Origin of the sequence: Beutenbergia cavernae DSM 12333 (assembly GCF_000023105.1) — a bacterium.
Classification (GTDB): domain Bacteria; phylum Actinomycetota; class Actinomycetes; order Actinomycetales; family Beutenbergiaceae; genus Beutenbergia; species Beutenbergia cavernae.
This window is the reverse complement of the sequence record NC_012669.1, coordinates 2224928-2238153: the sequence shown is the minus strand read 5'-3', so window position 1 is coordinate 2238153 and position 13226 is coordinate 2224928. Positions and strand designations below refer to the sequence as shown.

Here is a 13226-nt window from a genome sequence, read left to right as displayed (position 1 = left end):
ACCCCGGAGCCGCCTTCACGTGTAGGTGGAACCCGGAGTATCAGGTAGTGTCGCGATCGACATCGCCGTCCTACTGGAGGTCCCTCGCATGCTCGGTCGACCGGTCGTCTTCGTCGACGGCGCCCGCACCCCGTTCGGGCGCGCCCGCCCCGACGGGCTCTACGCCCACACCCGCGCCGACGACCTCGCCGTCGCCGTCGTCCGCGAGCTCCTGCGCCGTCACCCGGAGCTCCCGCCGGAGCGCGTCGGCGAGGTGGCGATCGCCGCGACCAGCCAGGTCGGCGACCAGGGCCTCACGCTCGGCCGCACCGTCGCGCTGCTGGCCGGGCTCCCCCGGACCGTGCCCGGCTACGCGATCGACCGGATGTGCGCGGGCGCCATGACCGCCGTCACGCAGGTCGCATCGGCGATCGCGGTGGGCGCCATCGACGCCGCCCTCGCCGGCGGCGTCGAGCACATGGGCCGGCACCCGCTCGGGAAGGACGCCGACCCCAACCCGCGCTTCGTCGCCGAGCGACTCGTCGACGCCGACGCGCTCGTCATGGGCGCCACCGCCGAGAACCTGCACGACCGGTTCCCCGCCCTCACGCGAGAGCGCGCCGACGCGTTCGGCGTCGCGAGCCAGACCCGGTACGCCGACGCTCTCGCGTCGGGGCGCATCGAGCCCGACCTCGTCCCCGTCGCGCTGCGCGACCCGGAGCGCGGCTGGGGCCTGGCGACGGCGGACGAGCCGCCCCGCCCGGGGACCACGCTCGAGGGTGTCGCCGGTCTGGCGACGCCGTTCCGCGCCGGTGGCCGCGTCACGGCGGCGACGTCGTCGCCCCTCACCGACGGCGCGACCGCCGGGCTCGTCGCGGCGGAGTCCGTGGCCCGCGAGCTCGGCCTGCCCGCGCGGATGCGGCTGGTCTCGTACGCGTACGCGGGCGTGGACCCGGAGGTGATGGGCGTCGGGCCGGTCCCCGCGACGCACCGGGCGCTCGAGCTCGCCGGCCTCGACATCGCGCGGATCGGCGCGTTCGAGATCAACGAGGCGTTCGCCGTCCAGGTCCTCGCGTTCCTCGACGCGTTCGGGATTGCCGACGACGACCCGCGAGTCAACCCCGACGGCGGCGCGATCGCCGTCGGGCACCCGCTCGCCGCCTCCGGTGTGCGTCTCATGGTGCAGCTCGCCCGTCGGTTCGAGGCCGACCCGTCGATCCGGTACGGCCTGACCACGATGTGCGTGGGGCTCGGCCAGGGCGGGACCGTGATCTGGGAGAACCCGCACCACGCGGACTACGTGAGCGCCGAGGAGGACGCCCGATGAGCACGACCACCACCACCGACCGCGCCGAGCGTGTCACGCACTCCCTGGTCCGCGACGTCGCCCTGCCCGGCGGCGCCGGGACGCTCGCGCTCGTCACGCTGGACAACGGCTTCGACCACACCAAGCCCAACACGCTCGGTCCCGACGGCATCCGCGAACTGCACGCAGCGCTCGAGGCCCTCCAGGCCCGTGCGCGTGCCGGCGAGATCGCGGCCGTCGGCGTCACCGGAAAGCCGTACGTGCTCGCCGCCGGAGCGGACCTCACGCAGGCCTCCGCCGTCGCGACCCGCGACGCCGCCCTGCAGCTCGGTCGGTCCGGGCACGCCGCGTACCGCCTGCTCGGCGAGATGGGCGTCCCGACGTTCGCGTTCGTCAACGGCGTCGCGCTGGGCGGCGGTCTCGAGGTGGCGCTGAACTGCGACTACCGGACGGCGGCAGGATCCGTGCGGGCGCTCGGGCTTCCTGAGGTCGGCATCGGTCTGATCCCGGGTTGGGGCGGGGCCTACCTCGTGCCGCGTCTGGTGGGCATCGAGCAGGCGATCGACGTCGTGCTGACCCGCCCGAGCGCGAACAAGCCGTACTCCGCAGCCGAGGCCGGAAAGCTCGGCCTCGTGGACGTCGTGCTCGACGACGCCGACTTCCTCGCCGAGTCGATCCGGTGGGCGGCACGGGTGCTGGGCGGCGACGTCGTCGTGCCGCGCCGAGACCTCGACCCGCCCGAGGTGTGGGACGCCGTCGTCCACGCCACTCGCCAGCGGCTCGACGCCGTCGTCCGCGGCTCGCGGCCCGCCCCGTACCGCGCCCTCGACCTCCTCGCCGCCGCACGCACGGCGACGAAGGACGAGGCGTTCGCCGCGGAGGACGAGGCCCTCGCCGACCTCATCATGAGCGACGAGATGCGGGCGAGCGTGTACGCGTTCCAGCTCGTGAGCCGGGCCAAGCGTCCGGCCGGCGCGCCCGACCCGGCACTGGCGCGGAAGGTGACTCGAGTCGGGATCATCGGGGCGGGCCTCATGGCGGCCCAGATCGCCCAGCTCGTGGCCCAGCGCCTCAAGGTGCCCGTGGTGATGCGGGACCTCGACGACGAGCGGGTCGCCGCCGGGCTCGGGCACGTCCGTGCGAGCGTCGAGAAGCTCGCCGGGTCCGGGCGGATGCCGGCCGACGCCGCCGCGCGCCTCGTGGGGTCGATCACGGGCACGACCGACCTGGCCGACCTGGCCGGCTGCGACCTCGTGATCGAGGCGGTGACGGAGCGGCTCGACCTCAAGAAGCGGGTCTTCGCGGAGATCGAGCCGGTCGTCGGACCCGACGCGATCCTCGCCACGAACACGTCGGCGCTCTCCGTCACGGCGATGGCCGCCGATCTCGCCCACCCCGAGCGCGTCGTCGGCCTGCACTTCTTCAACCCGGTGCACGCGATGCCGCTGGTCGAGGTCGTCCGTGCCGAGCGCACCTCCGACGAGGCGCTGGCCACGGCGTTCGCCGTCTGCGCAGGGCTGCGGAAGACCGCCGTCGGCGTCGCCGACCGACCCGGCTTCGTCGTCAACCGCCTGCTCGTCCTCCTCCTGGGGAAGGTCGTGGAGGCGGTCGAGAACGGGACGCCGGTCGAGGTGGCGGACCGCTCGCTCGACCCGCTCGGCCTCCCGATGCCGCCGTTCGAGCTGTTCGACCTCGTCGGGCCCGCCGTCGGCCTGCACGTGCTGACGTCGCTGCGCGAGGACCTCGGCGAGCGGTTCCCGGCTTCCGCCGGGCTCGAGCGGATCGTCGCCGACGGCGTCCCGGTGGTCGGCGCCGCGCCGGCGAAGGGGCTGCCGAAGCCGGTGGACCCGGCGCTGCAGGCGGTGTTCGACGCCGTCCGCCCGGCGGGAGCGACGGCGTCACCGCGCGACGCGGCGGGCGTGCTGGACGACGTCCTCCAGGCCCTGACGACGGAGGTCGGCCTCATGCTCGACGAGGGCGTGGTGGGATCGCCCGACCAGATCGACCTGTGCATGATCCTCGGCGCCGGGTGGCCGTTCCACCTCGGCGGCATCACGCCGTACCTGGACCGCGCCGGCTACTCCGAGCGGGTGCTGGGGCGGCGTCTCCTGCCCGACGGCGTGGCGAACGCTCCGCGCTGACGTCGCGGTGGGCCGGGCCCGGCGGCGAGGCCGGGTGCAGCTGGCGGTCCGTGTGGCCACCGGATGCACCCGGCCTCTGCCGGGGCGACATCGCGGCACGGCCGGTACTCTCGGGCCGTGGCCTCCACCGCCGTCGGATCGCTCGACCACGACGCCGTCGTCCGCGCGGCCGAGCAGGCGGTCGACCTCGCCCGTCACGACGCGGTGGTCGCCGCCTGGGGCACGGAGTCCGCGCTGCCCGGGATGACGGTCGGTGGGCTCGCCCGACACCTCGTGAGCCAGCCGGAGTGCGCCGTCGAGTTCCTCGGCCTGCCGGTGCCGGCGGGCGCGGAGCGCGTGCCGCTCTCGGTGTATGCCGGACTCCTCGACTGGCTCGACGCCCCGGTGGACGCCGAGGAGAACACCTCGATCCGCGACGACTTCAACGAGATGGCCGGGGAAGGCTACGAGGCGTCGATCGCCGTCGGCGACGCCGCCTGTGCCGCACTGCCCGAGGCGATCCGCGCTGCCGGCCCCGCGACGTTCGTGCCGTGGCAGGGCTGTGCCCTCGCCACGGACGACTTCCTGCTGGTCCGGCTCCTCGAGATCGTCGTGCACACCGACGACCTGGCGACGAGCCTCGGCCTCCCGACACCGCGGTTCGAGCCGGCCGTCCTCGAACCGGTCCTCGGGCTGCTCGCCGTGCTGGCGCAGCGGCGGCACGGGCAGGACGCCGTCGTGCGCACGCTCGCTCGCGCCGAGCGGGCGGGCGGAACCGTGTCGGCGTTCTCCCGAGCCTGAGGCGACCCGCCCGGGGCCGCGCCGCTCAGCGGTCGATCGTGGCCGGCTCCGTCGCACCGGTCAGGTGCGCGACGGCGGACGCCGCCTCGCGAGCCACGTCGGCCGGGCGCAGCCCCAGCTCCGCGACGAGCTCCGCGCGGGAGGCGTGCTCGAGGTAGGTCCGGGGAATGCCGTGCGACTGCACCGGCACGTGCGTCCCGGCCGCGGCCAGCGCGTCCCGCAGGTGCGAGCCGGCGCCGCCCGTCACGAGCCCGTCCTCCACGGTGACCACGAGGTCGTGACCCTGGGCGAGCTCGAGCAGCTCGGAGCCCACCGGAAGCACCCAGCGCGGGTCCACGACGGTGCCGCCGATGCCGTGCTGCGCCAGCCGCTCCCCCACCTCCACGGCGCAGGCGGCGAACGCCCCGACGCCCACCACGAGAACCCGGGCGCCGCCGTCGCCGGCGTGGCGTGCGAGCACGTCCGGGCCGTACGCCCCCCCGACCCGCTGCACCGCCGGCAACGCCTCGGGCAGCGCGCCCTTCGGGTACCGCAGCACGGTCGGCGCGTCGTCGACGGCGACCGCCTCGCGCAGCTCCTCGCGCAACGTCGTCTCGTCGCGCGGCGCGGCGAGCCGCAGCCCCGGGACGATCGAGGTCATCGCGATGTCCCACATCCCGTTGTGGCTCGCGCCGTCCTCGCCCGTGAGTCCGGCGCGGTCGAGCACGAACGTGACGCCGGCCTTGTGCAGGCCCACGTCCATGAGGAGCTGGTCGAACCCCCGTCCGAGGAACGTCGCGTACAGCCCGATCACCGGGTGCAGGCCGGCGAACGCCATCCCCGCCGCCGAGGTGACCGCGTGCTGCTCGGCGATCCCGACGTCGAACACGCGGTCCGGGAACTCCTCCGCCATCGGCGCGAGGCCCACCGGGTGCAGCATGGCGGCCGTGACGCCGACGACGTCGCTGCGCTGGCGCGCGATCGCCACGATCTCGTCGGCGAACACGGCCGTCCACCCAAACCGCGACGGCGCGACGGGCAGCCCCGTCTCGGGGTGGATCTTCCCGACGGCGTGGAACCGGTCCGCGACGTCCTCCTCCGCGGGCGTGTACCCGCGCCCCTTCTCCGTGATGACGTGCACGATGACCGGGCCGTCGAACGCCTTGGCCCGGCGCAGCGCGTGCTCGACCATCACCCGGTCGTGCCCGTCCACGGGGCCTACGTACTTGATCCCGAGGTCCTCGAACAGCCCCTGCGGGCGGGCGACGTCCTTGAGGCCCTTCTTGAGCCCGTGCAGGGCGTCGTACGCGAACCGCCCGGGCGGCCCACCCCGCTGCAGGGTCGCCTTGCCGAGGGCGAGCACCCGCTCGTAGCTCTGGGTCGTGCGCAGCGTGTCGAGCTGTTGCGCCAGGCCACCGATCGTCGGGGAGTACGAGCGGCCGTTGTCGTTCACGACGACGACGAGGCGGCGGTCCTGCCCCGAGGAGATGTTGTTGAGCGCCTCCCAGGCCATGCCCCCGGTGAGCGCGCCGTCGCCGACGACGGCGACGACGTGGCGGTCCCGCAGGCCCGCGACCTGGTTCGCCCGGGCGATCCCGTCGGCCCACGACAGCGCCGCTGACGCGTGGGAGTTCTCGACGACGTCGTGGTCCGACTCCGCCCTGCTGGGGTAGCCGGACAGCCCGCCGCGGCCGCGCAGCCGCGAGAAGTCCTGCCGCCCGGTCAGGAGCTTGTGCACGTACGCCTGGTGCCCGGTGTCGAAGACGAGGCGGTCGGTCGGGGAGGAGAAGACGCGGTGCAGCGCGATGGTCAGCTCCACGACGCCGAGGTTCGGCCCGAGGTGCCCCCCGGTCTTCGAGACCTCGGTGACGAGGAAGTCACGGATCTCCGCGGCGAGAGCGTCGAGCTGCGCCGGCTTCAACCGACGGAGGTCCCGTGGGGTCGTCACCGTCGGCAGGATCCTGGGCTCGTCCGGCATCAGGTGTCCTCCACTCTGTCCCACCGCGTTGGCGAGGGTCCGAGGTGCGAGCGATGTCGCACGGCCGGCTCCCTACTGTACGACCACGGTCGGACGACGGCGCACCGCCGGGCGGGTAGGACGTCACTCCACGCGAACCTCGACGCCGTCGCCCTCCGCACGAGCCGTCACCCGGCCGTCGGCCGCCCGGGCGACGTCGAGCACCCCGTTCCCGGCGCGCAGCCCGCCCCACGCCAGGGCGCCGAGCGGTCCGGGGCGGGCCCGCACCCGCACGACACCCGCCGGGACGTCCGCCTCGATCCCGAGGACCGACTGCAGCACCGCGACGGCCCCGGCCGCCGACCACGCCTGCGGGCGGCACGCGGCCGGGTACGGCACGACGGTGGGCACGGTGCCCGCGGCGTCGCCGGACCACAGCTCGGGCAGGCGGTAGTCGAGGTCGGGAGCGGCACGGACGAGGCCCGACGCCAGGTGCTCGGCCTCCGCGGCGAACCCCGCACGCGCGAGCCCGCGCACGGCGATCGCCGTGTCGTGGGGCCAGACGGCACCCCCGTGATAGCGCAGCGGCCAGTACCCTCCGGAGCCCGCCGCCAGCGTGCGCAGGCCGTAGCCGGAGTCCAGGCGCGGGTCGGTGAGGTGCGAGGCCACGACCCGCTCCTCGTCGGCGTCGAGCAGGCCCGTCCCGAGGAGGTGGCCGAGGTTCGACGTCAAGCTGTCGACGGCGCTGCCGGTCGCGTCGAGCGCGATCGCCGGATACCGCTCGCCGTCGACGGTGACCCAGAACGCCGACCGGAACCGCCGCGCGAGCCGGTCCGCCCAGTCCCGCCACGCGTCGGCGCCCGGACGGTCGAACGCCGCCAGCAGCTCGGCTCCCGCCAGCGCCGCCTCGTACGCGTACGCCTGCACCTCGGCCAGCGCGATCGGCGGCTGCGCCAGCTCGCCGGAGCGCCACTGCACGGAGTCGCCCGAGTCCTTCCAGCCCTGGTTCGCGAGCCCGGCCCCCGTCCGGTCCTCGTACCGCAGGAAGCCCGCGACGCCGTCGGAGTCGGAGACCTGGGCGTCGAGCCAGCCGAGCGTGTCCTCCAGGGCCGGCAGCAGCTCGGCGACGTCGTCGGCCGGCAGGCCCCAGCGCCAGGCGTCGCGCAGGAGCACGATCCACAACGGGGTGGCGTCGATGGTGCCGAAGTACACCGGTGGCAGGCGGGCGCCGTCGTCGATCCCGATGCCGGCACGACGCACCTCGTGCAGCACCTTGCCCGGCTGCTCACCCGTCGCCGCGTCCTCCCGGCGGCCGCGGCCGGCCGCGAGCGTGCGGAGCGTGCCGCGGGCCAGTCCGGTGCCCAGCGGGAGCAGCATGCGCGCTGCCCACAGGGAGTCGCGGCCGAACAACGTGAAGAACCACGGCGCGCCGGCCGCGAGGAACTCGTCGTCGGGCAGCTCGGTCGTCGCCATGCGCAGGCTCGCCAGGTCCTCCAGCGAGCGTTCGAGCCACGGAGCGAGGCGGTGGTCGTCCGCCTCGAGCGTGGGTGCTGACCACGGCACCGGGCCTCGGGCGGGGACGACGACGGCGGCGGAGTCCGTGGCCGTCAGGGTCCACGAGAGCGTCACCGGTGCGCGCTGCGTGACCTCGACGTCCCAGGCGATCCGGGGAGCGGCGAGGTCCCGCGCGTCGACGACGGCGCCGGGCGCCTCCACAGCGACGCTCACCCCGGCCGCGGCCCAGGTGAGGCGATCGCCGTCAGCGTGCACCGGGAGAAGAGCCGGGGTCCGCCCGGCCTTCACGGCGTCCATGTCCGCGAGATCGCTGCCGAGGACGATCTCGAGGCGACCCCTGGCGGTGCCCGGCACGGCACACGTCACGGTGATGTCCTCGCGCACGGCGCCGGGCTCCACCCGGCGCACCCGGTCGAGGCGCACCGTGGGATCGGCCCCCGCGGCGTCGATCCCCCGCGCGAGGGCGACGACGTGCACGCGGCCGCGGCCCTGCGGACCCGCCGCGATCACCTCGGGCTCCTCGCCGGCGACCAGCAGCTCGGCGCGGGCGAGGGCGCGCACGTCACCGTGGAAGACACCGTGGGCGCCGCCGTGCCGGATCTGCCCGTCCGCTCCCGACCAGGCCTGGGTCGGCGCGGCCAGGGCCACGACCAACGAGTCCAGGAACGGCTGCCGAGGTGTCCCGACCTGCGTTGCCACTGCGCCACCTCCGCCTCGTGGCGCCCTCTCCTCTTGACACCGCGGGGCGCGCAGCGTTGACTCTAGTCCTCGGATTTGATCGTTCAAACCCCTGTCCCGCGGACGTGACGAGGAGGCCCGAATTGCCCGACCGAGCCACGCTCGCCTCCGTCGCCGCGCGCGCCGGGGTCTCGCGCCAGACCGTCTCGAACGTGCTCAACTCCCCGCACGTGGTCAACGAGTCGACCCGGGACCGGGTGGCCGCGGCCATCGCCGAGCTCGGGTACCGCCCGCTCCGCGCGGCGCAACGGCTGCGCAGCCAGCGTTCACGCACGCTCGCGCTCGCCCTGACCCCGCGCAGCGCGTCCGCCGACGGCGTCAACGGCTCGATCGGCGACCGCTTCCTGCACGCCCTCACCGAGACGGCGCAGCGCCGCGGCTACCGCATCATGCTGTTCGCCGCGGCCGGCGACGCCGCGGAGATCGGGCAGTACCACGACCTCCTCTCGACCGGCGACGTCGACGGCTTCGTGCTCGCCAACACCCACCACGGCGACGCCCGCACGCGGTGGCTGACGGAGCACGGCACCCCGTTCGTCACGTTCGGGCGGCCGTGGGGCGCCCCGACGGACCCCCACGCGTGGGTCGACGTCGACGGTGCGAGCGGCACCGAGGCGGCGGTCGACCACCTCGTCGCCCGCGGGCACCGGCGGATCGCGTTCCTCGGCTGGCCATCGGGGTCCGGCGTCGGCGACGACCGGCGCACCGGTTGGCGCCGCGCCGTGCAGCGCCACGCGCTCGTCCCCGCTGCGTCGGTGGACGCGTGGAGCGCGGCCATCCCCGACAACGGCCGGCTCGCCTCCCGTGCGGCACGGGAGCTCGCCGCCGACGGCGCCAGCGCGGTCGTGTGCGCGAGCGACTCGCTCGCGATCGGCGCTCTGGCGGCCGCACGGGAGACGACGGACGGGCTCGCCGTCGTCGGGTTCGACGACACCCCGACGGCCGCCGCGCTCGGACTCACCTCCATCGCGCAGCCGCTCGAGGCGGCGGCGTCGTGCGCCGTCGACCTCGTGCTCGGCGCCCTCGAGCCCGCCGAGGCCGCGGCCCCGGCGCCTTCCTCGGAACAGGTCCTGCTCGCGCCCCGCCTCATGGTGCGGGGCTCGACGACGACACCCATCACCACGCACTGAAGGAGCACGACGATGAGCAGATCGGCACGGCGTGGCAGCGCCGTCGGGATCGCCCTGGCCGCCGGGGCGCTGGCGCTCGCGGCCTGCGGCGGAGGGTCCGGGTTCGACGAGGGCACGGGTGAGGACACCGGCGGCGACGAGGCCACGGGAGGCGCGGAGCTCGACGTCCTCATCGGGTCCAGCGGCGACGCCGAGACCCAGGCCGTGACCGCCGCCCTCGAGGCCTGGAGCACGGAGACCGGGAACACGGCCACGCTCCAGGCCGCAGCGGACCTGCCGCAGGAGCTCAGCCAGGGCTTCGCCGCGGGATCCCCGCCGGACCTGTTCTACCTCTCGACCGACAGCTTCCCCGCCTACGCCGCGAACGGCTCCCTGGCGCCGTACGCCGCCGGGCTGCCGAACGCCGACGACTTCTACGTCACGCTGCGCGACTCGTTCAGCTTCGACGGCGAGCTCGTCTGCGCGCCCAAGGACTTCTCGACGCTCGCGCTCATCATCAACACGGACGCCTGGGAGGCGGCCGGGCTGACGGACGACGACGTCCCGACCACGTGGGACGAGCTGGCCGCGGTCGCGCAGACGCTGACCACCGACGCCCAGGTCGGTCTGAGCTTCGGGCCGGAGTGGCAGCGGATCGGCTCGTTCATGGCTCAGGCCGGCGGAGGCCTCGTCGACGCCGACGGGCAGCCGATCGCGAACAGCGCGGAGAACGTCGAGGCGCTGACGTACGTCCAGGGGCTCCTGAGCTCGGGCTCCGCCGCCTACCCGGCCGACATCGGCGCCGGCTGGGGCGGCGAGGCGCTCGGCACCGGGGCCGCGGCGATGGTCATCGAGGGCAACTGGGTGATCGGGGCCATGACCAACGACTTCCCGGACATCCCCTACCGGGTGGTCGAGCTCCCGGCCGGTCCGGCCGGTCCGGGCACGCTGCAGTTCACCAACTGCTGGGGTGTGCCGGCGGGCGGCGACAGCGAGGCGGCCCTCTCCCTGGTCGAGTACCTGACGTCGGGCGAGCAGCAGATGGTGTTCGCCGAGGCGTTCGGCGTGATGCCGTCCGTCGAGTCCGTCGCCGGCGACTGGGCAGCCCAGTTCCCCGAGCAGGAGCCGTTCATCGCCGGCGCCGAGTACGCGCAGGGTGTGCCACCGATCGAGGGCATCGTCGACGTGCTCGCGGACTTCAACGCGCAGCTCGAGTCGCTCGCGAGCGGCGACCCGACGGCGATCCTCGACTCGGTCCAGGCCAACCTCGAGGCCATCGCCGGCACGTCCTGAGCGCGGCAGGGTGAGCGCCGTGGACCCAGGCCCCCGGCGCGGCGGGCTGCACCGCCGCGCCGGGCTCGCCGGCTGGATCTTCATCACCCCGATGCTCGTGATCCTCGGGGTGTTCCTCGTGGTCCCCGTCGTGATGGCGCTGTGGGTCAGCGTCTCGGACTGGAACGGGCAGGGGAACCCGTTCGCCGGCGGGGCCTCGTTCGTCGGGTCCACGAACTACGCCGAGCTGCTCACGGGCGGTGGTCTCCCCCAGCGCGACTTCGCGACGTCGCTGCGCAACAACGGGTACTACGTGCTGTTCGTCGTCCCGATCCAGACGGCGCTGTCGCTGTTCCTCGCCGTCATGGTGAACCGCCGCGTGCTCCGCGGGCGCGGGTTCTTCCGCACGGCGTTCTACTTCCCCTCGGTCACGAGCTCCGTGGCGATCACCGTGCTGTTCCTGTTCCTCTTCACGGCGAGCGGCGCCGTGAACCGCGTGCTCGCGGTGGTCAGCATCGACGGGCCGAACTGGGTCAACGACCCCCGCGGCGTGCTGCACATCGTGCTCGGCGCACTCGGCGTCGACGAGGCACCGGCGGCGCTGCAGGCGGCACCGTTCCTCGGGCTGAGCTGGTGGCAGTGGCTCGCCGGGCCGAGCGTCGCGATGTGCGTGTTCATCATCATGGCGGTCTTCACGACGTCGGGGACGTTCATGCTGCTGTTCCTCGCCGCCCTGCAGAACGTCACCGGCGAGGTGATGGAGGCGGCCGAGGTCGACGGCGCGAGCGGGTGGCAGCGGTTCTGGCACGTGACGCTGCCGATGCTGCGCCCGACGGTGTTCACCGTCCTCACGCTCGGGCTGATCGGGACGTGGCAGCTGTTCGACCAGATCTACGTCACGGGGAACGCGGGCGGACCAGGCAAGACCACGCTGACGCCCGCGTTCCTGTCGTACTCCACCTCGTTCAACAACCAGCAGTGGGGCCGCGGCGCGGCGATCGCGTTCCTGCTGTTCGCGATCATCATCGTGCTCACCGCCGTGCAGCGCTGGACGTTGCGGGAACGCGGCGTCCCGCGCCGCCGACGCTTCTGGCGCGGGGTGACCCCGTGAGCGGGGCGACGACCACCACACGGCCGACGGACGCCGTCGTCGTCCGCCGCCGCGGCTCCCGTGACGGCACGCTGCTGGCGACGTCGGCCGCCTACGCCGTGCTCGTGGTGCTCGCCGTCGTGTACGTCTACCCGTTCCTCATCACCGTCGCGACGTCGTTCAAGCCCGACGCCGAGGCTGCCGCCGACCCGCTGTCGCTCGTGCCGGACACGTTCACGACGGCGGCGTACTCCTACCTGTTCTCCGTGTCGGACTTCCCGCTGTGGTTCCGCAACTCGGTCATCGTGACGCTCGTCGTCACCGCCGGGCGGGTCTTCTTCAACTCGCTCGCCGGCTACGCCCTGGCCCGGCTCCCGTTCCGAGGCCGCGGCGTCGTGTTCGCCCTGCTCGTGGCGGTCATGGCGGTGCCGAACGTCGTGCTGCTGATCCCGAAGTTCCTGGTGATCAACACGCTCGGCATCTACGACACGTTCGCCGGGCTCATCCTGCCGCTGCTGACGGACGCGGCCGGGATCTTCATCATGAAGAACTACTTCGAGTCCATCCCGGTGAGCGTCGAAGAGGCGGCCCGGATCGACGGCGCGGGCGTCTTCCGCACGTTCTGGTCCGTGGTGCTCCCGATGGCCCGGCCGGCGCTCATCACGATCGTCATCCTGTCGTTCCAGGGGTCGTGGAACGAGCTGTCGCACTTCATCGTCGCATCGCGCTCCGCGGACCTGTACACGCTGACCAAGGGCGTCGCGCAGCTGTCCGCGGGCGGGCTCGGGCAGGGGTCCCAGTTCCCGCTCAAGCTCGCCGCGGCCGCCGTCATGACGATCCCGGTGGCTGTGCTGTTCTTCGTGTTCCAGCGGCGCATCATGAGCACCGCGGAGGGCGCCGAGAAGGGCTGAGGTCGCGGCTCGCCGGGAGGCTCGCCGCTCACCCCACGTCGACCCCGAGGCAGGGTCGGACCTCGAGGGTGTACTCAGCCGGCAGAAGACGGGCCGCCTCGACGGCGTCGTCGAGCGTGGGCATGTCGATCACGTAGAAGCCGCCGATCTGCTCGACGGTCTCGGCGTAGGGACCGCCGGTGGCCGCGCGTTCGGCCGAGCGGCCGGGTTCGCCCGGGCGGACGGTCCGCGCCGTCTCCGGACGGTGCAGCGCATCACCGCAGACGATCCTGCCGCGCGCCTTCACGGCGGCCGCGAAGCTCCGATAGGCGGCGAAGGCGGCATCACGCTCCTCCTCGTCCGCCGCGTCCCAGCGATCGAAGTGGTCCTTCTCGGCCAGCAGAACCAGGAACTTCATGGCGCGTCCTCCCTCGGTGCGAGTCTGTCATCGCGATGACGCGTCGGCACCG

The 13226-nt window shown here is 74.0% G+C and carries 10 protein-coding genes; 7 read left to right on the top strand and 3 right to left on the bottom strand.

Annotation, left to right across the window (positions count from 1 at the left end; genetic code table 11):
• The first annotated feature begins 88 nt into the window (after positions 1-88).
• The 3 genes from BCAV_RS09880 to BCAV_RS09870 all read left to right on the top strand — a co-directional run bounded on the left by BCAV_RS09880 (position 89) and on the right by BCAV_RS09870 (position 4206).
• A complete protein-coding gene (locus tag BCAV_RS09880) occupies positions 89-1306 on the top strand; it encodes a thiolase family protein (RefSeq protein ID WP_015882456.1) in 1218 nt (405 codons plus the stop codon).
• Positions 1303-3426, top strand: coding sequence for a 3-hydroxyacyl-CoA dehydrogenase NAD-binding domain-containing protein (locus tag BCAV_RS09875; protein WP_015882455.1), 2124 nt, complete (start codon positions 1303-1305; stop codon positions 3424-3426). Before BCAV_RS09880 ends, BCAV_RS09875 begins: the two co-directional genes overlap by 4 nt.
• A gap of 117 nt (positions 3427-3543) precedes the next feature.
• Positions 3544-4206: a maleylpyruvate isomerase N-terminal domain-containing protein gene (locus BCAV_RS09870; protein ID WP_043346956.1), complete on the top strand. Its 663-nt coding sequence runs from the start codon at positions 3544-3546 to the stop codon at positions 4204-4206.
• A 25-nt stretch (positions 4207-4231) separates the two neighbouring features.
• On the opposite strand, the gene dxs is transcribed toward BCAV_RS09870, so the two are convergent.
• Positions 4232-6163 (bottom strand): 1-deoxy-D-xylulose-5-phosphate synthase, encoded by a 1932-nt coding sequence (gene dxs, locus BCAV_RS09865; protein WP_015882453.1) that lies wholly within the window; start codon positions 6161-6163, stop codon positions 4232-4234.
• A 123-nt stretch (positions 6164-6286) separates the two neighbouring features.
• On the bottom strand, positions 6287-8356 hold the full coding sequence (locus BCAV_RS09860) for an amylo-alpha-1,6-glucosidase (protein ID WP_015882452.1): 2070 nt from the start codon (positions 8354-8356) through the stop codon (positions 6287-6289).
• Between the two features lie 122 nt (positions 8357-8478).
• Between BCAV_RS09860 and BCAV_RS09855 the strand changes: the two genes are divergently transcribed.
• Genes BCAV_RS09855 through BCAV_RS09840 form a run of 4 tightly spaced genes read left to right on the top strand, consistent with a single transcriptional unit; the run spans position 8479 to position 12777 of the window.
• Positions 8479-9525 (top strand): LacI family DNA-binding transcriptional regulator, encoded by a 1047-nt coding sequence (locus BCAV_RS09855; RefSeq protein WP_015882451.1) that lies wholly within the window; start codon positions 8479-8481, stop codon positions 9523-9525.
• Positions 9526-9537: 12 nt separating this feature from the next.
• Complete coding sequence (locus tag BCAV_RS09850) at positions 9538-10797, top strand: extracellular solute-binding protein (RefSeq protein ID WP_015882450.1); 1260 nt, start codon at positions 9538-9540, stop codon at positions 10795-10797.
• Positions 10798-10807: 10 nt separating this feature from the next.
• Complete coding sequence (locus BCAV_RS09845; RefSeq protein WP_015882449.1) at positions 10808-11887, top strand: carbohydrate ABC transporter permease; 1080 nt, start codon at positions 10808-10810, stop codon at positions 11885-11887.
• The gene (locus BCAV_RS09840) at positions 11884-12777 is read left to right on the top strand and encodes a carbohydrate ABC transporter permease (RefSeq protein ID WP_015882448.1); all 894 of its coding nucleotides are present in this window, start codon (positions 11884-11886) and stop codon (positions 12775-12777) included. The genes BCAV_RS09845 and BCAV_RS09840 overlap by 4 nt, the downstream gene beginning before the upstream one ends.
• Positions 12778-12805: 28 nt before the next feature.
• On the opposite strand, the gene BCAV_RS09835 is transcribed toward BCAV_RS09840, so the two are convergent.
• Complete coding sequence (locus tag BCAV_RS09835) at positions 12806-13174, bottom strand: YciI family protein (RefSeq protein ID WP_015882447.1); 369 nt, start codon at positions 13172-13174, stop codon at positions 12806-12808.
• Positions 13175-13226: the final 52 nt, after the last annotated feature.